21 protein-coding genes are annotated in these 21,849 nt (G+C 68.8%); 17 read left to right on the forward strand and 4 right to left on the reverse strand.

What is annotated here, in order from left to right; translation table 11 throughout:
- The first annotated feature begins 40 nt into the window (after positions 1-40).
- The 7 genes from sigE (at position 41) to ASG53_RS05575 (ending at position 6,794) form a co-directional block, all read left to right on the forward strand.
- Positions 41-703: an RNA polymerase sigma factor SigE gene (gene sigE / locus ASG53_RS05545; RefSeq protein WP_082543808.1), complete on the forward strand. Its 663-nt coding sequence runs from the start codon at positions 41-43 to the stop codon at positions 701-703.
- Entirely contained in the window at positions 700-1,695 is a 996-nt protein-coding gene (locus ASG53_RS05550; RefSeq protein WP_056129526.1) for an anti-sigma factor, read from the forward strand. The genes sigE and ASG53_RS05550 overlap by 4 nt, the downstream gene beginning before the upstream one ends.
- On the forward strand, positions 1,692-3,353 hold the full coding sequence (locus ASG53_RS05555; protein ID WP_082543809.1) for a S1C family serine protease: 1,662 nt from the start codon (positions 1,692-1,694) through the stop codon (positions 3,351-3,353). Before ASG53_RS05550 ends, ASG53_RS05555 begins: the two co-directional genes overlap by 4 nt.
- Before the next feature lies 1 nt (position 3,354).
- Positions 3,355-3,897 (forward strand): twin-arginine translocase TatA/TatE family subunit, encoded by a 543-nt coding sequence (locus tag ASG53_RS19805; protein ID WP_156382673.1) that lies wholly within the window; start codon positions 3,355-3,357, stop codon positions 3,895-3,897.
- A 42-nt stretch (positions 3,898-3,939) separates the two neighbouring features.
- Positions 3,940-4,968, forward strand: coding sequence for a tryptophan--tRNA ligase (gene trpS, locus ASG53_RS05565; protein ID WP_056129529.1), 1,029 nt, complete (start codon positions 3,940-3,942; stop codon positions 4,966-4,968).
- Complete coding sequence (locus tag ASG53_RS05570; RefSeq protein ID WP_056129532.1) at positions 4,965-5,507, forward strand: 2'-5' RNA ligase family protein; 543 nt, start codon at positions 4,965-4,967, stop codon at positions 5,505-5,507. Before trpS ends, ASG53_RS05570 begins: the two co-directional genes overlap by 4 nt.
- Positions 5,508-5,585: 78 nt before the next feature.
- Positions 5,586-6,794 carry a YihY/virulence factor BrkB family protein gene (locus ASG53_RS05575; RefSeq protein ID WP_235533843.1) on the forward strand — a complete coding sequence of 403 codons (1,209 nt, stop codon included), beginning with the start codon at positions 5,586-5,588 and terminating at the stop codon, positions 6,792-6,794.
- 181 nt (positions 6,795-6,975) lie between these two features.
- Here ASG53_RS05575 and ASG53_RS05580 read toward each other — a convergent pair whose 3' ends face one another.
- From ASG53_RS05580 to sdhC, 4 genes are read right to left on the reverse strand one after another with little or no spacing between them, the layout of a single operon-like run.
- The gene (locus tag ASG53_RS05580; protein WP_056129534.1) at positions 6,976-7,740 is read right to left on the reverse strand and encodes a succinate dehydrogenase iron-sulfur subunit; all 765 of its coding nucleotides are present in this window, start codon (positions 7,738-7,740) and stop codon (positions 6,976-6,978) included.
- On the reverse strand, positions 7,740-9,578 hold the full coding sequence (gene sdhA, locus ASG53_RS05585) for a succinate dehydrogenase flavoprotein subunit (protein WP_056129535.1): 1,839 nt from the start codon (positions 9,576-9,578) through the stop codon (positions 7,740-7,742). The genes ASG53_RS05580 and sdhA overlap by 1 nt, the downstream gene beginning before the upstream one ends.
- A gap of 40 nt (positions 9,579-9,618) precedes the next feature.
- Complete coding sequence (locus ASG53_RS05590) at positions 9,619-10,071, reverse strand: succinate dehydrogenase hydrophobic membrane anchor subunit (protein WP_056129537.1); 453 nt, start codon at positions 10,069-10,071, stop codon at positions 9,619-9,621.
- Positions 10,071-10,451, reverse strand: coding sequence for a succinate dehydrogenase, cytochrome b556 subunit (gene sdhC / locus ASG53_RS05595; RefSeq protein WP_082543810.1), 381 nt, complete (start codon positions 10,449-10,451; stop codon positions 10,071-10,073). The genes ASG53_RS05590 and sdhC overlap by 1 nt, the downstream gene beginning before the upstream one ends.
- 285 nt (positions 10,452-10,736) lie before the next feature.
- On the opposite strand from sdhC, the gene ASG53_RS05600 reads away from it, so the two are divergent.
- The 10 genes from ASG53_RS05600 (at position 10,737) to ASG53_RS05645 (ending at position 21,802) form a co-directional block, all read left to right on the forward strand.
- Positions 10,737-11,861, forward strand: coding sequence for a mannose-1-phosphate guanylyltransferase (locus ASG53_RS05600; protein ID WP_056129541.1), 1,125 nt, complete (start codon positions 10,737-10,739; stop codon positions 11,859-11,861).
- Positions 11,862-11,967: 106 nt separating this feature from the next.
- On the forward strand, positions 11,968-12,315 hold the full coding sequence (locus tag ASG53_RS05605) for a DUF6507 family protein (protein ID WP_056129544.1): 348 nt from the start codon (positions 11,968-11,970) through the stop codon (positions 12,313-12,315).
- Positions 12,312-13,922, forward strand: coding sequence for an alpha/beta hydrolase (locus tag ASG53_RS05610; protein ID WP_056129546.1), 1,611 nt, complete (start codon positions 12,312-12,314; stop codon positions 13,920-13,922). Before ASG53_RS05605 ends, ASG53_RS05610 begins: the two co-directional genes overlap by 4 nt.
- A complete protein-coding gene (locus ASG53_RS05615) occupies positions 13,919-14,521 on the forward strand; it encodes an LppA family lipoprotein (protein ID WP_082543811.1) in 603 nt (200 codons plus the stop codon). Before ASG53_RS05610 ends, ASG53_RS05615 begins: the two co-directional genes overlap by 4 nt.
- A gap of 142 nt (positions 14,522-14,663) precedes the next feature.
- The gene (locus ASG53_RS05620; protein ID WP_056129551.1) at positions 14,664-15,869 is read left to right on the forward strand and encodes an amidohydrolase; all 1,206 of its coding nucleotides are present in this window, start codon (positions 14,664-14,666) and stop codon (positions 15,867-15,869) included.
- A 195-nt stretch (positions 15,870-16,064) separates the two neighbouring features.
- The gene (locus ASG53_RS05625) at positions 16,065-17,156 is read left to right on the forward strand and encodes a BMP family lipoprotein (protein WP_056129553.1); all 1,092 of its coding nucleotides are present in this window, start codon (positions 16,065-16,067) and stop codon (positions 17,154-17,156) included.
- A gap of 109 nt (positions 17,157-17,265) precedes the next feature.
- Positions 17,266-18,831, forward strand: coding sequence for an ABC transporter ATP-binding protein (locus ASG53_RS05630; protein WP_056129556.1), 1,566 nt, complete (start codon positions 17,266-17,268; stop codon positions 18,829-18,831).
- Positions 18,828-20,087, forward strand: coding sequence for an ABC transporter permease (locus tag ASG53_RS05635; RefSeq protein WP_056129558.1), 1,260 nt, complete (start codon positions 18,828-18,830; stop codon positions 20,085-20,087). The genes ASG53_RS05630 and ASG53_RS05635 overlap by 4 nt, the downstream gene beginning before the upstream one ends.
- Positions 20,084-21,361 carry an ABC transporter permease gene (locus ASG53_RS05640; RefSeq protein ID WP_056129559.1) on the forward strand — a complete coding sequence of 426 codons (1,278 nt, stop codon included), beginning with the start codon at positions 20,084-20,086 and terminating at the stop codon, positions 21,359-21,361. Before ASG53_RS05635 ends, ASG53_RS05640 begins: the two co-directional genes overlap by 4 nt.
- Before the next feature lie 3 nt (positions 21,362-21,364).
- Positions 21,365-21,802: a cytidine deaminase gene (locus ASG53_RS05645; RefSeq protein WP_056129561.1), complete on the forward strand. Its 438-nt coding sequence runs from the start codon at positions 21,365-21,367 to the stop codon at positions 21,800-21,802.
- Positions 21,803-21,849: the final 47 nt, after the last annotated feature.

Here is a 21,849-nt window from a genome sequence, read left to right on the forward strand (position 1 = left end):
CCGGTGCGACACGCGGGCTCCGCCCTGGGACACTAGAGGGGTGCACGAACCCCACGACCATCCCACGCCCGAGGCCACGGGCACCGCAGCAGTCGACCCGGGCTGGCAGCCGCCCAGCTGGGAGTCTGTCGTGCGCGACCACTCAGCGCGCGTCTACAGGCTCGCGTACAGGCTGACGGGCAACCAGCACGATGCCGAGGACCTCACGCAGGAGGTCTTCATCAGGGTGTTCAGGTCGCTGAGCAGCTACACGCCAGGGACCTTCGAGGGCTGGTTGCACCGCATCACGACCAACCTGTTCCTCGACCAGGCGCGACGCCGCCAGCGCATCCGCATGGACTCGATGGGCGACGACTCCTCGACGTACCCCGCGCGCGGGGAGCTCTACGACCCCGTCCGCGGCTACGAGCACGCCAACCTCGACCACGACGTGCAGCGCGCCCTCGACGCGCTCGCCCCCGAGTACCGTGCCGCCGTCGTGCTGTGCGACATCGAAGGCCTCTCCTACGAGGAGATCGCGGTCACCCTGGGCATCAAGCTCGGGACGGTCCGCTCGCGCATCCACCGCGCCAGGTCCCAGCTGCGGCTGGCCCTCGCTGACCGTGCCCCGCACCGGCACGTCGTCGCTGGTGAGGACACGACCCCTGCTGACGGCACCTTCGTGCTGCACGGCGGTGCGAGGGCAGCAGGCGGAGCTGCGTGAGCGCGCACCTCGGCGAGTGGGTGAGCGCCCTCGTCGACAACCAGCTCGGCCTCGCCGACCGCGAGCGGTGCCTCGCGCACGTGGCAGCCTGCCCGCAGTGTGCTCGTGAGGTCGACGAGGCGCGGAGCGCGCGCCGCACGCTCTCCCTCGGCATCGCCGACGTCGAGCCCGCCCCAGACTTCATGAGCCGCCTGCTGGCCATGTCGGAGCCCGCCGCGCCCACGGCCGGCGAGGAGGTCGGCTTCGCCACGGCAGGTGCCGTCGAGCAGCGGTCCTCCGACGCGTCCAGCCTGGTCCCGCACGAGCCGCTCCCACCCCGCTGGCGTGCGCTGTGCGGTGACGTCGAGCCGAGGGGAGCGCGACGCGGACGTGCGGTCGTCGCGCTGATCCTCGGCAGCAGCATGGTGGCCGTCAGCCTCTTCACGCTGGGCGACCGGCCAGTCGTGGCACCCGACCGACAGCAGAACGACGCGCTCTCGGCGCTCGCAGCAGCTGCCCAGCTCCGCACCTCCGACGACCTCGTGCTCGACACGGCCTCTGGCGTCCTGGCTGACAGCCCGGGCTCGGGCGCGGACGACCACGAGGTCCTCGAGTGGATGTCGCAGCAGGGCTGGCCACGACCAGAGAGCCTGCCGGACGCCGTGACAGTCCAGGCGCTGCGCTTCACGGGAGCCGACGAGGACGTGCTCGAGGTCGACCTCGAGACGCCTTTCGGCGACGTGGTGGTCCGTGAGCAGCACGGCCGGCTCGACCAGGACAAGGTCTCAGACCTCAGGACCCTCGACGCAGGTGGGGCCCCGGTCTACGTGGTCTCGGAGTCGCCTCTGCACCTCGTGTGGCAGTCGTCGGACACCGTGGTCGACCTCGTGGCGCCCGGCTCTCTCGACGACGTGCTACAACTTGTGTCGACCTTCCCGGTCGACGAGTACGACGAGGGATTCCAGGCGCGCGTCGGGCGTGGGTGGACGACACTGACAGGAGTGCTCTCGTGACAGGTCCGAGCACAGACGACCACGGCAGCCACGACCACGGCGCAGACGACGACCGCGCGGACGGCCACGGCGCAGGCACGCGCAGCACCGACGAGGCGGCCGCCCCGACCCGGGCTGTCCCGCCGGTCCCGCTGCCCCCCGCGCACGCCGCTCCCTCGTACACCCCTGGTCAGGAGGGTGCCCAGGCCCCGCTCGACCACTCGCGCTATGCACCACCGGGGGCTGCGTCGACAGCCGCAGCCGGTGCAGCTCAGCAGCCCCAGGCTTCCGCGGACGACCGCGCCCGTGAGGCCGACCGCGCGGCGGTGTCCTCCGAGGCACCCGCGGGCAGCGAGGGCCCGGGGGCCCCGGCTGCGTCCGGGGCGGGCCTCGAGGGGCAGCCGTCCGTGCCGGCACCTGCTCCGGCGACAGACCCGCTCGGTCCGCCCTCCTACGCTCCGGGTGCGACCCCGAGCGCCCACTGGTTCGACCAGGCACGGGCCGACCAGGCCGGCCACGAGAAGTCTGCTGAGGCCTCGGCGGTCTCGGGATGGCCGGCCACCGACGAGCCGCACGGTCGTCGACGAGGCCTCGGCGCGGCTGCGGTGACGGGGCTCCTCGTCGGTGCGCTGCTGCTGGGCGCCGTCGGCGGGATCGTCGGAGAGCGCGTGTGGGACTCGGTCTCCGGACCGTCGTCCCAGCCGCTGCCCACGGTCTCGGCGGACCCGAGCATCACCAGGCCCGACGGGTCGATCGCGGACATCGCGGCGACTGTCGCGCCGAGCGTGGTCTCCCTCTACGTGTCTGGACCCGACGGTCAGTCGACAGGCTCGGGCTTTGTCATCCGGGAGGACGGCTACATCCTCACCAACAACCACGTGATCGCGGGTGCGGTCGGGAACGGCGAGATCCGGGTGACCTTCGTCGACGGCTCTGAGTCGACCGCGACCCTCATCGGGCGCACGGCCGACTACGACCTGGCGGTCGTCAGGGTCGACCGCGAAGACCTGGTCCCGCTGGTGCTCGGAGACTCCGAGGCCGTGGCCGTCGGCGACCCCGTCATCGCGATCGGCGCACCGCTCGGGCTGGACGGCACCGTGACCACGGGCATCATCAGCGCCCTCAACCGACCGGTGTCTGCGGGCGACGTGACAGACCAGGCCTTCATCAATGCGCTCCAGACAGACGCAGCGATCAACCCGGGCAACTCGGGTGGTCCGCTCGTGGACGCCTCGGGTCAGGTGATCGGCATCAACTCCGCGATCGCCCAGCCGCCGGGCACCCTCACGAGCGCGGGGAACATCGGTCTCGGTTTTGCCATCGGCTCCAACCAGGCGCGACGCACGGCCCAGGAGATCATCGACACGGGGTCTGCCAGCTATCCGATCATCGGTGTGCTGCTCGACTCCTCCTACGACGGTGAGGGCGTGCAGGTGGTCCAGGACGCCCAGGGCGGGCAGGAACCTGTCACCCCGGGCGGCCCGGCCGAGGCCGCAGGGCTCGCGCCCGGCGACGTGATCCTCTCGGTCGACGGACGCCCGGTGACCCAGTCCGACGAGCTCATCGTCGCGATCCGTGCGAAGGCCCCTGGAGACACCGTCGTGCTGAAGGTACGCTCGGGCGATGACGAGCGAGACGTGTCGATAGTGCTCGACAAGGCGACGAGCGGCGAGGGCTGACGTGTTCGGAATCAACGGCGGAGAGGCCATCATCATCTTGGTGGTCGCCATCCTGGTGATCGGGCCGGAGCGCCTGCCCAAGTACGCCGAGCAGCTCGCGGGGCTCGTCAAGCGCGCCCGGGTGCTCATGGCGGACGCCAAGGAAAAGGTCAGCGAAGAGCTCGGACCCGAGATCACCGACGTCGACTGGGCCCAGCTCGACCCCCGTCGTTACGACCCGCGCCGGATCGTCCGTGACGCGCTCCTCGACGACACACCCCCCACGCCCAAGACACCGCCGAAGATGTCGAAGACCTCGAACCCCACGAAGGCCCCCGGTACGCCGGCACCTGCTGGCGGCGCGGGCTCGGAGAGCGCAGGCACCCAGGCCGCCGAGACGGCTGTCGGCGCGGCGACCGCTGCTGCCGCGGTGGCGAGCGCAGCAGTCCGTTCGGAGCGTCCGTCCGACGCCCAGACGGCCCAGGCTGGAGCCGCCCGGTGGCCCGAGCCGCAGCCCGTCCTGGCTGCCGGGGAGGCCGCACCCTTCGACACCGAGGCGACCTGATCGCGATTCGGTAAAGGCCGTGCTTCCTGCCAGAATGAGCAGATGGCCAACGACGTGCAGCGCCCCCGGATCCTGTCGGGCATGCAACCTACGGACGACTCGCTCACCCTCGGCAACTACATCGGTGCCCTGACGCAGTGGGTGGCTCTCCAGGACTCGTACGACACGCTCTACATGATGGCGGACCTCCACGCCCTCACGGTGAACCCGGAGCCCGCACGGCTGCGTGAGCGCACGCGCCGCACCCTCGCCCAGTACCTCGCGGGCGGGGTGGACCCGGAGCGCTCGACGCTCTTCGTCCAGTCGCACGTCCCCGAGCACGCCGAGCTCGCGTGGATCCTGTCGTGCCAGACGGGCTTCGGCGAGGCCAGCCGCATGACGCAGTTCAAGGACAAGGCTGCGAAGCAGGGCACCGACGGCACGACCGTCGGCCTCTTCACCTACCCGGTCCTCATGGCGGCCGACATCCTGCTCTACGACGCGGAGCGGGTCCCCGTCGGCGAAGACCAGCGTCAGCACCTCGAGATCACCCGGGACATCGCCGAGCGTCTCAACACGCGTTTCGGGCACGACACCGTCGTGGTCCCCGAGCCGCACATCGTCAAGGCCGTCGCGAAGATCTACGACCTGCAAGAGCCCACCTCGAAGATGAGCAAGTCGGCCACGGGCAAGGGCACCATCTGGCTGCTGGACGACCCGAAGGTCTCGGCCAAGCGCATCAAGTCGGCCGTCACGGACGACGAGGCCGTGGTCCGCTACGACCCGGCCACCAAGCCCGGGGTCTCCAACCTGCTGACGATCTTCTCGGCGCTCACGGGCCGCACCGTCGCCGAGCTCGAGACCGAGTACGCGGACAAGCAGTACGGGCACCTCAAGGTCGACCTGGCCGAGGCCGTCGTCGAGTTCCTCACGCCGTTCCAGGAGCGCGTGGACTCGTACCTGTCGGACCCCGCCGAGCTCGACAGGGTGCTCGCTGCCGGGGCGCAGAAGGCCCGCGAGATCGCGAGCACGACGCTCGCCCGCGTCTACGACAGGGTCGGGCTGCTCCCCGCTTCGGGGTCGCGGTCGTGAACCTGCCCGAGCGGCTGGGTGACCAGCGACGTATCGGCGTCTCGATCGAGATCCCTGCGCCCTTCGGGGCGCAGCTCCAGGAGGCTCGCCGCAGGGCTGGTGACCCGCTCGCCGACCTCATCCCGCCGCACATCACGATCCTCGGCCCGACGGTCCTCGACCCGGGCCTCATGCCTGCTGTCGACGCCCACCTCGCGGCTGTCGCGGCGGCCGCGGAGCCCTTCGTCGTCAGGCTGCGCGGCAGCGGGACCTTCCGTCCGGTGTCTCCCGTGGTCTTCGTCCAGGTGGCCCAGGGGATCGCCGAGTGCGAGTCTCTCGAGTCGCGTGTCCGGTCGGGGCCGCTCGCCCAGGACCTCCGTTTCAACTACCACCCGCACGTCACCGTCGCGCACGAGGTGCCCGACGAGGCCCTCGACGCGGCCTTCGAGGCGATGGCGGGCTACGAGGCGACCTTCACAGTCGACGCCGTCTCGCTGTTCGAGCACGGCGACGACAGCGTCTGGCGTCCTGTGCGCGCCTTCCCGCTCGGCACCGCCTAGGACCTCGCAGGACCTCGCGAGGGCCCGACCGCGCTGCCTCCGGATGCCGCTGGGCAGCCGACCTCATAGGCTCTGCTGGTGACCACCACCTCGAAGGACATCAGACGACCGGGGGAGGTCGCGACGGCGGAGCCGACGGAGCAGGACCTCGAAGCGTCCGGCACGGACCGGCGCGCGGACAGTGAGGACGAGCGCGACGCCTCCGCGCAGAGCCCCAGCCTCATGGAGCGTGTGCAGGCGCTCCTCGCCTGGTGGAAGACCACCCGCCTCGCGCGTGCTCTGGCCCGCTACGGGCAGGTCAACGGTGCGCTGCTCTGCGGCGGGATCGCCTATTCGGCCATCTTCTCCGTCTTCGCGGGGCTGACCATCGGGTTCACGGTGTTCATGAGCGTCCTCGGCTCGAACGACGAGCTGCTCGACTCGGTCATCGAGTCGGTGAACTCCGCGCTGCCCGGCATGCTGCAGACGACTCCCGGCGACGAGACGACAGGCCTGATCAGCCCAGACTCCCTCGTCACCTCGACCTCGCTGAGCGTGGCGAGCATCGTCTCGGTCGTCGTGCTGCTCGTCTCCGCGATCTCGTGCATGGGCGCCGTCCAGGTGTCGGTCCGCGCGATGTTCGGCCTGCCGCCCGGGGTAGGCAACCCGGTGCTGGTCAAGCTGCGTCAGCTGGGCGGCTTCGTGGTCATCGGGATCGCGGTCCTGGCCTCGGCCGTGATCGGCATCGTGGTCGGCTCGGTGAGCACCTGGGTCCTCGACCTCCTCGGTCTGGAGGGCACCGGTCGCTTCTTCCTGCCCCTCGTCGGGCTCGCGGTCGCCTTCCTCGTGGACGTCGCCACCTTCGTGCTCATCGTCCGCCTGCTGTCTGCTGTGCACCCCCCACGCCGCGACCTGCTGCTGGGCGCCGTGGTGGCTGCTGTGGGCTTCGGTGTCATCAGGTTCCTGGGGACGTCGGTCGTCGCGAGCAGCGCGAGCACCAACCCGGTCCTGGCGTCCTTCGCAGCGATCGTCACGCTGCTCATCTGGATCAACTTGTCCGCGAGGATCCTGCTGACGGCCGCGGCGATCAGCGCCGATCTACCGCTCGAGCTCCTCGAGAAGGTCTCGGACGTCGAGGCCGCCGAGGAGGCCATCGAGCGGGCCAGGAGCGGTGAGACGGAGCCGGTGTCGGCTGCCGAGGAGCGGCGAGCGGAGGTGCAGGCTGCGTCGGTGACCGTCAGGCGCCGCCTCGTGACCCTCGCTGCCGCCGGTGTCGGCGGGTACCTGATCGGGCGCCGCCGCGGCTGAGCAGCCCAGCGGCTGGGCTTGGCAGGCTCCATGGTTCCGGGGCAGGGTCCGCCCCGGGGTGGAAGGCACGCCCGGTCCAGCGACCGGGGACGGCCACGAGAGCACTCAGACGCAGAAGAGGTCGGCACCGTGGGTGCCGACCTCTTCTGCGTGCTCTGACGCGCTGCGCGCGGGCAGGTCCTTAGAAGGCGCGGGTGATCATCGCCCGCTTGACCTCCTGGATCGCCTTCGTGACCTCGATGCCACGGGGGCAGGCCTCGGTGCAGTTGAAGGTCGTGCGGCAGCGCCACACGCCTTCCTTGTCGTTGAGGATCTCGAGGCGCTGCTCGGCACCCTCGTCACGCGAGTCGAAGATGAAGCGGTGCGCGTTGACGATCGCCGCGGGGCCGAAGTACTGGCCGTCGGTCCAGAACACCGGGCAGGACGACGTGCACGCTGCGCACAGGATGCACTTGGTGGTGTCGTCGAAGCGCTCGCGCTGCTCGGCGGACTGGCGACGCTCGCCCGAGGGCTGGTTCCCCGTGGTGATGAGGAAGGGCATGATCTCGCGGTAGGAGGCGAAGAACGGCTCCATGTCGACCACGAGGTCCTTGATCACCGGCAGGCCCTTGATGGGCTCGACGAGGATCGGCTTGTCGGGGTTGACGTCCTTGAGGAGCGTCTTGCAGGCCAGACGGTTGCGCCCGTTGATGCGCATGGCGTCAGAGCCGCAGATCCCGTGGGCGCACGAGCGGCGGAAGGTGACCGACCCGTCGTGCTCCCACTTGATCTTGTGGAGGGCGTCGAGGACACGGTCGGTGCCGTGCGCGGTGACTGTGAACTCGTCCCAGTACGCCTCCTCGCCGTGCTCGGACTCGGGGGAGTAGCGGCGGACCTTGAGGGTCACCTCGAAGCTGGGGATCTCCGGGACCGCGGAGGCGGGGGCCTCGTCGATGGTGGCAGTCATCAGTACTTACGCTCCATGGGCTCGTACCTGGTCTGGACGACGGACTTGCCGCCGAGCATGACCTTGTAGGTGTCGAAGACGCTCTGCTCCGAGAAGACGCCCTCGGTGCCGTCGACGCTCTCGACCGTGGCCGAGTCGTCGAGCGGGCGCCTGTACGCCATCGTGTGCAGCATGAACTTCTCGTCGTCACGGTCGGGGAAGTCCTCGCGGAAGTGACCGCCGCGGGACTCCTTCCGGTTGAGGGCCCCGATGACGACGACCTCGGCGATGTCGAGGAGGAAGCCGAGCTCGAGGGCCTCGAGCAGGTCGGTGTTGAACAGGCGGCCCTTGTCCTGGACCGAGACGTTCTTGTAGCGGTCCTGGAGGGTGCGGATGTCCGCCAGGCAGGTGCGCAGCGAGTCTTCGGTGCGGAACACCTGGGCGTTCGCGTCCATCGTCTCCTGCAGCTCGCGACGGATGTCGGAGACCCGCTCGCCGCTGGGACGGCCGCGCATCTCGTCGAGGGTCGCGATCACCGAGTCGGCAGCGTCCTCGGGGAGGTCGCGGAAGGTCGCGGTCTTGGCGTAGGCGGCGGCCGTGCGGCCGGCGCGCTTGCCGAAGACGTTGATGTCGAGGAGCGAGTTGGTGCCCAGACGGTTGGAGCCGTGCACGGACACGCAGGCGACCTCGCCGGCCGCGTAGAGACCGCGGACGACGTCGGTGTTGTTGCGCAGGACCTCGGCGTCGACGTTGGTCGGGATGCCGCCCATGGCGTAGTGCGCGGTCGGGTAGACCGGCACGGGCTCAGTGTAGGGCTCGATGCCGAGGTAGGTCCGGGCGAACTCGGTGATGTCCGGGAGCTTCGCGTCGATGTGCGCGGGCTCGAGGTGGGTGAGGTCGAGCAGGACATAGTCCTTGTTCGGCCCGGCACCACGGCCCTCACGGACCTCGTTGGCCATCGACCGGGCGACGATGTCACGTGGTGCGAGGTCCTTGATGGTCGGGGCGTAACGCTCCATGAAGCGTTCGCCGTCCCCGTTGCGCAGGATCCCGCCCTCGCCGCGGGCGGCCTCCGAGAGGAGGATGCCCAGGCCGGCCAGACCTGTCGGGTGGAACTGGAAGAACTCCATGTCCTCGAGGGGGAACCCGCGGCGCAGCGCGAGGGCCATGCCGTCACCGGTGAGGGTGTGGGCGTTCGAGGTCGTCTTGTAGATCTTCCCGGCGCCGCCGGTCGCGAAGATGATCGCCTTGGCCTGGAAGATGTGGATCTCGCCCGTGGCCAGGTCGTAGGCGACCACGCCTGTCGCGTTGACCTCTTCGCCGTCCGGGACGTGCCCGGCCGAGAGGTCGTGGTCGACGATGAGGTCGAGGACGTAGAACTCGTTGAAGAACTCCACGTCCTGCTTGACGCAGTTCTGGTACAGCGTCTGCAGGATCATGTGACCGGTGCGGTCGGCGGCGTAGCAGGAGCGGCGGACCGCGGCCTCGCCGTGGTTGCGCGTGTGGCCGCCGAAGCGCCGCTGGTCGATCTTGCCCTCGGGGGTCCTGTTGAAGGGCAGACCCATCCGCTCGAGGTCGAGTACCGCGTCGATGGCCTCCTTCGCCATGATCTCGGCGGCGTCCTGGTCGACCAGGTAGTCACCACCCTTGACCGTGTCGAAGGTGTGCCACTCCCAGTTGTCCTCCTCGACGTTGGCGAGGGCGGCACACATGCCGCCCTGCGCCGCACCGGTGTGCGAGCGGGTGGGGTAGAGCTTGGAGATCACGGCAGTTCGGACTTCGCCGGATGCCTCCAGGGCCGCGCGCATGCCTGCGCCGCCGGCGCCGACGATCACGACGTCGTACTGATGGGTCTGCATCGGGGTCGATGCCTCCTCGAGGCGAGTGTGAGGTGGGGTGCTACTTGCTGCAGAACGACGCGACGAGGTCGGCGGGGGCGCCGGCCGGGCACGGTTCGAAGGTGAAGATGACGAGCGTGCCGAGCACGGTCGTGGCCACGAAGGCTGTGTAGAGGGCGATCTTGAGCCACATCCGGACGAGGGGGCGCTCGGCGTAGTCGTTGATGATCGTGCGGACACCGTTGGTGCCGTGCATCATCCCCAGCCACAGCATGAGCAGGTCCCAGATCTGCCAGAAGGGCGAGGCCCACTTGCCACCCACGAAGGCGAAGTCGATGGCGTTGACGCCGTCGCCCACCATGAGGTTGACGAAGAGGTGCCCGAAGATCAGCACGAGCAGGACGACGCCCGATCCGCGCATGAACACCCAGCCGTAGAGCTCGAAGTTCGAGCGCGTCGACTTCTGACGCTTGTAGCTGTCGCGCGGGTCGGCGATGGCCGGTGCGGAGCTCATCAGTTACCCCCGAAGACGTGCATGAGGTGACGGGGCAGGAATCCTGCCATGGTCACGACGAACAGACCGATGACGACCCACAGCATCACGCGCTGGTACTTGGGACCCTTGACCCAGAAGTCCACCAGGATGATGCGGATACCGTTGAAGGCGTGGAAGACGATGGCGGCCACGAGGCCGGCCTCGCCGAGACCCATGATGGGCGTCTGGTACGTCCCGATCACGGCGTTGTAAGCCTCGGGGGACACACGGACGAGGGCCGTGTCGAGGATGTGGACGAGCAGGAAGAAGAAGATCAGCACGCCGGTCACGCGATGCGCGACCCACGACCACATGCCTTCGCGGCCGCGGTACAACGTGCCGGCAGGTGCACTGGGCACTGAGCGCCTCCTGTGGCGAGTCAGGGGGGCGGAACTGGCGAGTCCGGGGCTCCCGTTGTGGTGCCGGGCATCGTTACCTGGCGCCGTCTGTCGCTGTCCACTCTAGTGAAAGAACTGTGGTGGTGCGGTCCGTCGCGCCCCCGCACGGAGCACTGGTGCTCCGAATGTGATCTATCTCTCTCTGCGAGACGAGCCGGTCGAGGGCCCCGTGGAGAACTGCGCTGACGACTGCGGGTCCCGCTCGCAGCGCCGTCGAGGTGCGACGCGGGTCACTATGCTCGGACCATGTCATCTCCGTCGAGCTCCAGCACCCCGTTCTACGCCGTGATCCCCGCAGGCGGAGCCGGGACCCGGCTCTGGCCGCTGTCCAGGGCCGACGAGCCGAAGTTCCTGCACGACCTCACAGGGTCCGGCCGTTCGCTCATCCAGGCGACGGTCGACAGGGTCGCCCCGCTGACTGTCCGGGACGGCATCGTCGTCGTGACCGGCACAGCCCACGCCCCGAAGATCGCGGCCCAGCTGCCCGACCTCCCGGCCGAGAACATCCTCACCGAGACCTCTCCGCGCGACTCCATGGCGGCGATCGGCCTCGCGGCCGCCGTGCTGCAGGAGCGCCACGGCGACGTGGTGCTCGGGTCCTTCGCCGCCGACCAGGTGATCGCCGGACGGGACGCCTTCGAGCAGGCCGTCCGCGAGGGCATCGCGGCAGCAGAAGAGGGCTACGTGGTGACCATCGGGATCGCCGCCTCCCGGCCGTCGACGGCCTTCGGATACATCCACGGGGGAGAGGCCCTCGGGCTCGCCGGTGCGCCGAGCGCGCGTCACGTGCTCGGTTTCACCGAGAAGCCTGACGCCCTGACGGCCAAGCGCTATCTCGCGACCGGTGAGTACCGCTGGAACGCGGGCATGTTCATCACGCGCTCGTCTGTGCTGCTCGCGCACCTCGCCGAGCAGCGTCCCGAGCTCCACGACGGCCTGCGGACCATCGCCGCGGCCTGGGACACCCCTGCGCGTGACGCTGTCGTCGCCGAGGTGTGGCCCGGCCTCGAGAAGATCGCGATCGACCACGCCGTCGCCGAGCCTGTCGCCGCCAAGGGTGGCGTGGTCGTGGTGCCCGGGACCTTCGGCTGGGACGACGTCGGCGACTTCAACTCCCTCGCCGCTCTGCTCCCGTCCGAGGACGGGTCGGGCTCGAAGGTCCTGGGCGACCCGGGCCTGGTGATCCGCGTGCAGAGCGCCGGGTCTGTCGTCGTGCCTGGCGGCAAGCGCGTCGTGACTGTGCTCGGGCTCGACGACGTGGTCGTCGTCGACACTCCCGACGCACTCCTCGTCACCACGCGTGCCCGCGCGCAGCAGGTCAAGGAGATCGTCACCGAGCTGCACGACCGAGGGCTCGACGAGCTGCTGTGACGGACTGGCCGCGAGGGGGCCATGGTCGGTCATCCACACCCTGACTACCTAAATGTCCGAATCCTGCTAAGGTCCCTCAAACGGACATTCGGGATCAGGGGGCGGCATGGGTGTGGGATGGCGGATCGACAGCGCGGGCGTAGACGAGGTGATCGCGCGCACCGACGCCGACGCCAGGTCGCTGAGCAGCGAGCTCGGGACGGTCGCAGCGACCCTCGAGCAGGTGATCGGACAGCTGGACGACGTGGTCGGTGCCGCGCTCCGGCGATTCGAGGAGCGGTGGCACGAGTCGGCTGAGGCTGTCGATCGCAGGACCGTCGCCGTGGTCGAGACGGCGCGGACCGTGGTCCGAGACCATCTCTCGACGGACGAGGAGATGGCGGGCAGCTTCCGTCGCGAGCTGGGGGGCGATGAGGCTACCGGCAGCCGCTTTGCCCCAAGGATCACGCAGTGACCAGGGCCTCTCTCGTGGGTCTGCGGGAGGGTGGTTTCTTGGCCCTGGACGCGTCGGCGATCTCCGACGGATCCGTGGACCTGCGCCGAGCCGCTGGACGCGTCGGTGATGACGGCGCACAGGTGTCGAACGGCTGGAGAGCTCTGACGGACGTCTACCAGTCGCCGGCCGCACCGGGGCTCGTCACGGCGATGGAGCCCGTCGGGCAGGTGGCCTCTGAGATGTCCGGGGCGATGCAGACGGCCACCGTCGCGCTCGACGACTACGCCCGAGCCATCAGCTCGCTGCAGGCCAGGCACCGCTCTGTCGCCGTCGACGCGGGAGTCTTCGCGCGAGCGGCAGCCGCCAGCCCCGACTGGCGGATCGAGCCCACGCTCCGCGCTCAGCAGTCGTCGCTGCAGCGGTCTGTGGCAACCTTGGAGAGCGACTTCGACGACGCGCGACAGCAATGCGTCGCGGTGCTCGACGGGATCGTGGCTCCGGCCGTCCAGACGACGGGCTCTTTCGCGAGCCCGGGGCGAGTCCCAGAGGGCGAGGGTAGGCCGGGAGACGGTTGGTGGGATCCTCGGCACCTGTTCACGAGCTCGTCGCTCGACGCCATGTCGCCTGCCGAGGTGAACGCGTGGTGGACCGGCTTGTCGCCAGCGGCGCAGGCGACGTACCTCACGACCTCGCCGCAGATGATCGGCGGGCTCGACGGTATACCTGCCGCCGTCCGCGACTCGGCCAACCGTTCGAGGCTCGATCGCGAGCTTGCTCGCCTGACGGCGGAGCGTGACGCGATGGGGTTCTTCGAACGCAACGTGTGGGACCGCAGACGCAGCGACGAGCTCAACGAGCGAATCGACGCGATCGCTTCTGTCAGAGCTGTGCTCGATCGCGGGGGCCGCCAGCTGCTGCACTTCGACATCACTGGTCCGGAGGTGCTGGCAGCTGTCGCCATCGGCGACGTCGACAAGGCGAGGTACGTCGGGATTCTGGTCGGTGGGCTGACGACAAATGTGGAGAGTGGTCTGGCGAAGATGGATTCTGGAGCGCTGCGTCTGCGGGAGATGTCGAGGTCTGTCGGAAAGGTGAGAGGGTCTGACGTGGCAACTGTATCTTGGCTTGGCTACGCCGCTCCGCCCGAGTTTCCCGACTCCGCAAATCCTGCGTTTGCGAGAGCAGGACAGGCGGGCCTCCGGTCTTTCACTGAGGGGCTGAGTGTGTCGAGCAAGAATCCTCCCGACGGGGTGAGAGTGACCCTGGGGGTGCACTCTTACGGCACGCTCGTCGGGACGCTCGCCACTCAGGTCGATGACGGGAAGGTCGACAGCATCGTCGCCTACGGATCGCCTGGAATCGCGAAGACACTGCCGGACGATGTCGCCCGCTATTGGATGAGAAATGACAACGACCCGATCCGAGCAGCAGTGAACCTAGGGTGGTACAAATACCAGCCGAGTGCGGCTGACGGGTGGGTCGAGCTCGGGACCGCGTCGGCAGAAATAAATGGGATCAAGCTTGCCGAAGGTGTGGGGCACGACTATCTCGATAGGGGCACCACGACGCTGCACAACATCGCAGCTGTGGTCATGGGCTGTCCTGAGGAGATGGTTCTGCGATGAGGGAGACGACGGGCCGACGTCGTCGCCCGTGGGCTGGTGTCGTGGCGGGAGCGCTCTGTGTTCTTCTGATCTGGGGAGTGGTCGAGGTCGTGAAAGTTGTGCGTGACATGCAGGGCTATGGAAATCCATCGGCACAGGAGATTGAGGAGGCTCTGATAGAGATGAGGGCTCGGGCCTCTTTCGAAGAGATGCAAGGGGTGACCTCAGTTGTTCTGACTGAGATTAGGGCGGGCCTCGAGGGGGATTTTGGTCCGATCATATGGGAGCACGACGCCGTGGACTATGACATATTGGGGTGCACGAATGCCGAGAGCGAGAACCTCGGTGCGCGGTCCGAGCAATCGAGATCCTTCGGCTTCCTGTCTTTGGATGCGGCTCAGACCAAACGGGCGATCGAGATCGTCTCCTCAATCGCCCGGCGGAACGGATACACCCGCAGCGTGCGGAAGACGGCGGTGTCGGGCACCCAGTACATCGATCTGGCCACGGAGCGCGGCGGGCGTGTCACCTTGGTGACTGGAGACCCCATCGGGATCTCCGTATCCACGGACTGCTTCCTTACTGCTGAGCGCCTCGCAGAGCTGCAGAGCGACGACTGATGTGCTTGGACCTGAGCCTTCCGGGGCGCCAACAGAGAGCGGGCACCGTGGGAAGGCTCACTGAAGAGGCTGCGGTCGACGTGCAGGACCGCAGAGCGGTCGTCGCCATCGCTCCGACCTCCGTCGGGGATAACCTCGACCGGTGAGCACCTCTGGAACCCTCGTGTCTGCCGACCGCATCGCTGCCCTGACCCAGGGGCTGCACTACGAGCTCGTGGCGATCCGGCGGGACATCCACGCGCACCCTGAGGTCGCGCGCACCGAGACCCGCACGACGGCGGTGATCGCCGAGCGGCTGCGGGCCGCCGGCCTCGAACCGCGGATGCTCACGGGCACCGGCCTCACCTGCGACATCGGTCCGACGCCGGCTGAGAGCGGGCGCCGTCGCCTGGCTCTGCGCGCCGACATCGACGCGCTGCCCCTCGTCGAGACGACAGGTCTGACCTTCGCCTCGACCACCCACGGGGTCGCGCACGCCTGTGGGCACGACGTCCACACGACTGTCGTCCTCGGCGCTGGGCTCGTCCTCGCCGCGCTCCACGAGGCCGGGCAGCTCGAGCGACCCGTCCGTCTGATCTTCCAGCCCGCCGAGGAGGTCCAGCCCGGGGGAGCGCTCGACCTGCTCGAGCAGGGTGTCCTCGAGGGCGTCGAGGAGATCTACGCTGTGCACTGCGACCCGAAGATCGACCTCGGGACCATCGGCTCGCGCATCGGCCCGATCACCTCGGCCTCCGACGAGGTCACCGTGACGCTGTCGTCGAGCGGTGGGCACACGTCGCGCCCGCACCTCACCGGTGACGTGGTCTTCGCCCTCGGGCAGGTCATCACCCAGGCGCCCGCTGTTCTCGGGCGCAGGCTCGACCCGCGCTCAGGGGTCAACCTCACCTGGGGTGCCGTGCACGCGGGCCAGGCACACAACGCGATCCCGACGACCGGCACCGTCCGCGGCACGCTGCGCTGCCTCGACGGACGTGCGTGGGAGCACGCGGCTCAGGTCATGCACGACGCCCTCGAGCAGATCTGCGCTCCATACGGTGTCGACGTCGACGTGGTGCACCAGCGCGGCGTGCCGCCTGTCGAGAACGACGAGCGCTGCACGACCGCTCTCGAGGCCGCGGCCCGCGAGATGATCGGCCCGCAGTCCGTCCAGCTCACCGAGCAGTCCCTCGGCGGCGAAGACTTCGCCTGGTACCTCACCAAGATCCCTGGAGCACTCGCGCGGCTCGGGACACGCACGCCCGGAGGCCACACCTACGACATCCACCAGGGCGACATGCAGGTGGACGAAGGGGCCATCTCGCACGGCGTCGCGATGCTCGCCCGGGTGGCGCTGACCGGCCGAGCCTGAGCGTTCGGGATGCGGACTGGTTTGCAGTTTGGTAACGAAGGGTCGGTGTGACCTCCCGGTAACACTCTGTTAACCGATCGACCACTAGTGTGCGTGTCACCAAGGGTCGTCCGGGCCCACCTGCGTGCTGCAACGGCGCCCATGTAGGTGGACCCGTCCGGAACGGCTCCTCGACAAGAACACCAGGAGTTCCACGTGAAGAGAGTTGTTCAGCTCGCAGCGGTCACGGCCGCCGCTGCTCTGGTCCTGTCCGCCTGCGGTGACGCACCCGAGGACGACGCGACCAGCGGCGCCGCAGCCGAGGGTGGCTCGGACTTCAAGGCCTGCATGGTCTCCGACTCCGGTGGCTTCGACGACAAGTCCTTCAACGAGTCGGGCTTCAACGGCCTGGCCGCCGCGCGCGACGCGCTCGGCATCGAGGTCGCGACCCAGGAGTCGCAGAGCGAGTCCGACTTCGCGCCGAACATCGACAACCTCATCACCGGCAACTGCAACATCGTCGTCACGGTCGGCTTCCTGCTGAGCACCGCGACGGGTGACGCCGCCAAGGCCAACCCGGACACCGAGTTCGCGATCGTCGACTCGACCGCCGCAGACGCCGACGGCGCTCCGATCGAGCTCCCCAACGTCAAGCCGCTGAGCTTCAACACCGCCGAGGCTGCGTACCTCGCGGGCTACGTCGCAGCAGGCATGTCCGAGACGGGCACCGTCGCCACCTACGGCGGCATCCAGATCCCGACGGTCTCGATCTTCATGGACGGCTTCGTCGACGGCGTCGCCAAGTACAACGAGGACAACGGCACCGACGTCAAGACCCTCGGCTGGGACAAGGACGCGCAGAACGGCTCCTTCACCGGTGACTTCGAGGACCAGTCGAAGGGCCAGCAGCTCACGCAGACCTTCATCTCTCAGGGCGCGGACATCATCATGCCCGTGGCCGGACCGGTCGGCGCGGGCTCGCTCGCCGCTGCGAAGGACGCCGAGGGCGTCTCGATCATCTGGGTCGACTCCGACGGTGCTCTCGTGAACCCCGACTCGGCTGACGTCATCCTCACCTCGGTGCTCAAGCAGATCGGCACCTCGGTCGAGGACGTCATCACCGCTGCCTCCGAGTCCTCCTTCTCGCCCGAGCCGTACGTCGGCACGCTCGAGAACGGTGGCGTGGACATCTCCGAGTTCCACGAGTTCGACAGCAAGGTCCCGCAGGAGCTCAAGGACCAGGTCGACGCGCTCCGCGAGAACATCATCAACGGGACGATCGTGGTGGAGTCCCCGAGCGCCCCGTGACGTACCCCTGAACGACCGGCCAAGCCGGCCCGACGCACGTCGGGCCGGCTTGGCCTCTTCTGGTCTACTGTCGCTGGCAGGTTGTCGGCGCGCTTGAAGGAGAACGCACGTGAAGTTGGAACTGCGAGGGATCACCAAGTCCTTCGGTCCGCTCGTCGCGAACGACCACATCGACCTGGTCGTCGAAGAAGGGCAGGTCCACGCCCTCCTCGGGGAGAACGGTGCCGGCAAGAGCACACTCATGAACGTCCTGTTCGGCCTGTACCAGGCCGACTCGGGCGAGATCGTCGTCGACGACACCCCTGTCGACTTCCGAGGACCGGGCGACGCGCTGCGCGCAGGGATCGGCATGGTGCACCAGCACTTCATGCTGGTGCCCGTGTTCACCGTCGCCGAGAACGTCATGCTCGGCAGCGAAGACACGAAGGCCGGGGGATTCCTCGACCTCGAGTCCGCACGCCGTCGGGTGCGCGAGCTGTCCGACAGGTTCGGCTTCGGCCTGGACCCCGACGCCGTCGTCGAGGACCTCCCTGTCGGAGTCCAGCAGCGTGTCGAGATCGTCAAGGCCCTGGCCCGTGAGGCCAAGGTGCTCATCCTGGACGAGCCCACCGCGGTGCTCACCCCGCAGGAGACCGACGAGCTCATCGAGATCATGCGTCAGCTCAAGGCTGCCGGCACGTCCCTCGTCTTCATCACCCACAAGCTCCGTGAGGTCAAGGCTGTCGCCGACGTCATCACGGTCATCCGCCGCGGCAAGGTCGTGGGCTCCGCCGAGCCGACAGCCTCCGAGGGCGAGCTCGCCTCGCTCATGGTCGGCCGCGCCGTGTCCCTCGGTCTCGACAAGGCTCCCGCGACGCCGGGGGAGCGCACCTTCGTCGTCGACCACCTCACCGTGCTGTCCGCGACAGGTCAGGCCGTCGTCGACGACGTGTCCTTCGACGTCGCGCAGGGCGAGATCGTCGCGATCGCCGGTGTCCAGGGCAACGGCCAGACCGAGCTGTCCGAGTCGATCCTCGGGCTGCATCCCAGCGCCGCCGGGAGCATCACCCTCGACGGCCGCGACATCACCGGGCTGAGCCCTGACAAGGTGCTGCACGCCGGTGTCGGCTTCGTCCCCGAGGACCGCAAGGTCGACGGGCTCGTCCTCGACTTCTCCGTCGCCGAGAACCTCGTGCTCGACCTCTACGACAAGGCGCCCTACGCCAAGGGCATCGCACTCGACCTCACGGCGATCCGCAAGAACGCCGAGAAGCGCATCGACGAGTTCGACATCCGCACGCAGGGTCCCGGTGAGCACGTCGGACGCCTCTCGGGCGGCAACCAGCAGAAGGTCGTGCTCGCCCGCGAGCTCTCCCGTCCGCTCAAGCTGTTCATCGCGAGCCAGCCGACCCGCGGTGTCGACGTCGGCTCGATCGAGTTCCTGCACCGCAGGATCGTCCAGGAGCGCGACAACGGCACCCCGGTGATCATCGTGTCGACCGAGCTCGACGAGGTCGTCGAGCTCGCCGACCGCATCGCCGTCATGTACCGCGGCAGGATCATCGGCATCGTCCCCTCCACCACCCCCCGCGACGTCCTCGGCCTCATGATGGCCGGCGTCCCGCACGACGAGGCGCTCGCCCAGGCCACAGCCACGCCGGCGCCTCGAGACGACCAGACAGGGAAGACCCAGTGAACGACCAGCGCACCGATCCCGAGAAGAGCGTCCCTCCCGCTCTCCCGGCGAAGGACGTCGAGCAGCCGACCGCTGCGACCGGAGGCCGCGCCGCCCAGGTCCTGCGCGAGGTGACCACCGGTGGGTTCGGGGTGACAGTCCTGGCCTTCGTGCTGGCCCTCGTCATCGGCGGACTCCTCATCATCGCCGTCGACCCCGACGTGAACGACACGGCGAGCTACATCTTCGCCCGGCCCGCCGACTTCTTCGGCGCCGCGTGGTCTTCGGTCAGCGACGCCTACACCGCGATGTTCCGCGGGGCCGTCTTCAACTATGACGCCCCCTCGGCTGCGCGCGCCCTGCGCCCGCTCACCGAGACCATGACCGTCGCGACGCCGCTCATCATCGCCGCGCTCGGCGTGGCTGTCGGCTTCCGCGCCGGCCTGTTCAACATCGGCGCCCAGGGGCAGGTCCTCATGGGCGCGGCCATCGGTGGCTACATCGGCTTCACCTGGTCGCTCCCGCCCGTCCTGCACCTGCTGCTCGCGATCATCGGCGGAATCCTCGCCGGTGGTGTGTGGGCTGGTGTGGCCGGGTTCCTCAAGGCCCGGACCGGTGCGCACGAGGTGATCGTCACGATCATGCTCAACTACATCGCGCTGTACCTGGTGGCCTACCTGCTCACCACGTCGTCCTTCACGCGTGAGGGCTCCAACCAGCCCAAGAGCCCCGGTATCCGGGAGAACGCCCAGCTGCCGCTGCTGCTCGGCGACCAGTTCCGCCTGCACGCCGGGTTCCTCGTCGCGATCCTCGCCGCGGTCTTCGTGTGGTGGCTCATGACGCGTTCGACGTGGGGCTTCCGCTTCCGCGCCGTCGGGTCCAACCCGAGCGCCGCGCGGACTGCCGGCATGGCGGTCTCGTCGTCCTTCGTCCTCGTCATGGTCGTCTCGGGTGCCCTCACAGGCCTCGCCGGGGCCGTCCAGGTCCTCGGGACCGAGAAGGCTCTCACCGGCGGCATCGCCGGGTCGATCGGCTTCGACGCGATCACCGTCGCGCTCCTCGGCCGCTCCAAGCCTCTCGGCATCTTCTTCGCAGGTCTGCTCTACGCGGGCCTCAACGTCGGTGGCCGGGCGATGGAGGGTGCGACGGGCACGTCGATCAACATCGTCCTCGTCATCCAGTCCCTCGTCGTCCTCTTCATCGCGGCGCCGCCGCTGATCCGTTCGATCTTCCGGCTCCCGATCCAGCCTGCTCTCACGAAGGGTGCCAGCGCATGACCGCCACCGACGTCCTGGTCGGCGACGTGTCGACCGTGAGTGCGAAGCGCGCCTACAGGCTGCCCATCGTGCTCGGGGCCTTCGGCCTCCTGTCGCTCGTCGTCTTCGGTCTCCTCGGGCCCGCCGGCGCGACGACCACCTTCGGTCTGTCGACCTCGACGGACTTCGTGACCTTCGACCCCGTCGAGCTGCCCACCCGCACCACCGCCGTGATCCTCTCGGTCGTCGCGCTGCTGCTCGCCGCGTACTCCTACCTGCGGGTCCGTCAGGGCCTCAAGGTCGGCACCTGGGTGACGGGGCTGTTCGGGGTCCTCTGGGTCCTCACCTTCCTGGTGTGGGCTGTGGCCGACAAGAGCACCTCCCTCGTCAGCCTGCTGCAGGGCTCGCTCCTGCTCGCCGTGCCGCTCGCCTTCGGTGCGCTCGGCGGTCTGCTCAACGAGCGTGCCGGCGTGGTCAACATCGCGATCGAGGGACAGCTCCTCACAGGCGCCTTCGGTGCCGCGGTGCTCGGTTCCGTCACCGGCAACGCGTACCTCGGGCTCGTCGCGGCACCTGTCGCAGGTCTGCTCATCGGCTCGATGCTCGCGCTCTTCACCGTCAAGTACTCGGTCAACCAGATCATCGTCGGTGTGGTGCTCAACGTCTTCGCGGTGGGTCTGACGAGCTTCTTGTTCAGCTCGGTCCTCAAGGAGAACGCGGCGACCCTCAACTCGCCGCCGCGTCTGCCGTCGCTGCCGATCCCGCTGCTGTCCGAGATCCCGATCCTCGGCCCGGTGCTGTTCCGCCAGTCGATCATCGTCTACCTGCTGTACATCGCCGTCGCGGTCATCGCGGTCGCGCTGTTCCGCACCCGCTGGGGTCTGCGTGTCCGCGCCGTGGGGGAGTACCCCCAGGCTGCTGACACCGTCGGCATCAACGTCAACAAGATGCGTTGGGGCAACGTGCTTCTCGGCTCGGCCGTCGCCGGCCTCGGTGGGGCGTTCTTCACCCTCGGCTCGGTCGGTGCCTTCGGCCAGGAGATGACGGCGGGCAAGGGCTACATCGCGCTCGCCGCGATGATCCTCGGCCGCTGGTCCCCGGTCGGCGCCCTCGGCGCCGCGCTGCTGTTCGGCTTCGCCGACAAGCTGCAGCAGGTGCTCGGTGTCCTCGAGACGCCGATCCCCAACCAGTTCATGCTCATGCTCCCGTACATCGTGACCATCTTCGCGGTCGCCGGCCTCGTCGGCCGTGTGCGGGGCCCGGCTGCGGCCGGCGAGCCCTACGTGAAGGGCTGAGACATGACCACCGAGACCGCTGGCTCGACCACGAGCCGAGAGATCGACTGGGAGTCCCTGCGCGGGGCTGCCCGCGACATCATGGCCAAGGCCTACGCGCCCTACTCGAAGTTCCCCGTCGGCGCTGCCGCACTGGTGGACGACGGACGCGTCGTCACGGGCTGCAACGTGGAGAACGCCGCCTACGGCGTCGTGCTCTGCGCAGAGTGCGGGCTCGTCTCCTCGCTCGTCGCCTCGGGCGGAGGGCGCCTCGTCGCCTTCACCTGCGTCGACGGGCACGGGAACACCCTCATGCCCTGCGGCCGGTGCCGCCAGCTCCTGTGGGAGCACGGCGGACCGTCGCTGCTCGTCGAGACGATGCGCGGCATCATCCCCATGAGCGAGGTGCTGCCCGACGCCTTCGGACCTGACGACCTCGTCACCCGGGCCGCCGACGCCTGAGCACGCTGCGGGCGGCGTCCAGCCTGGACGCCGCCCGCACCCGTCCC

Origin of the sequence: Sanguibacter sp. Leaf3 (genome assembly GCF_001425965.1) — a bacterium.
GTDB lineage: Bacteria > Actinomycetota > Actinomycetes > Actinomycetales > Cellulomonadaceae > Sanguibacter > Sanguibacter inulinus.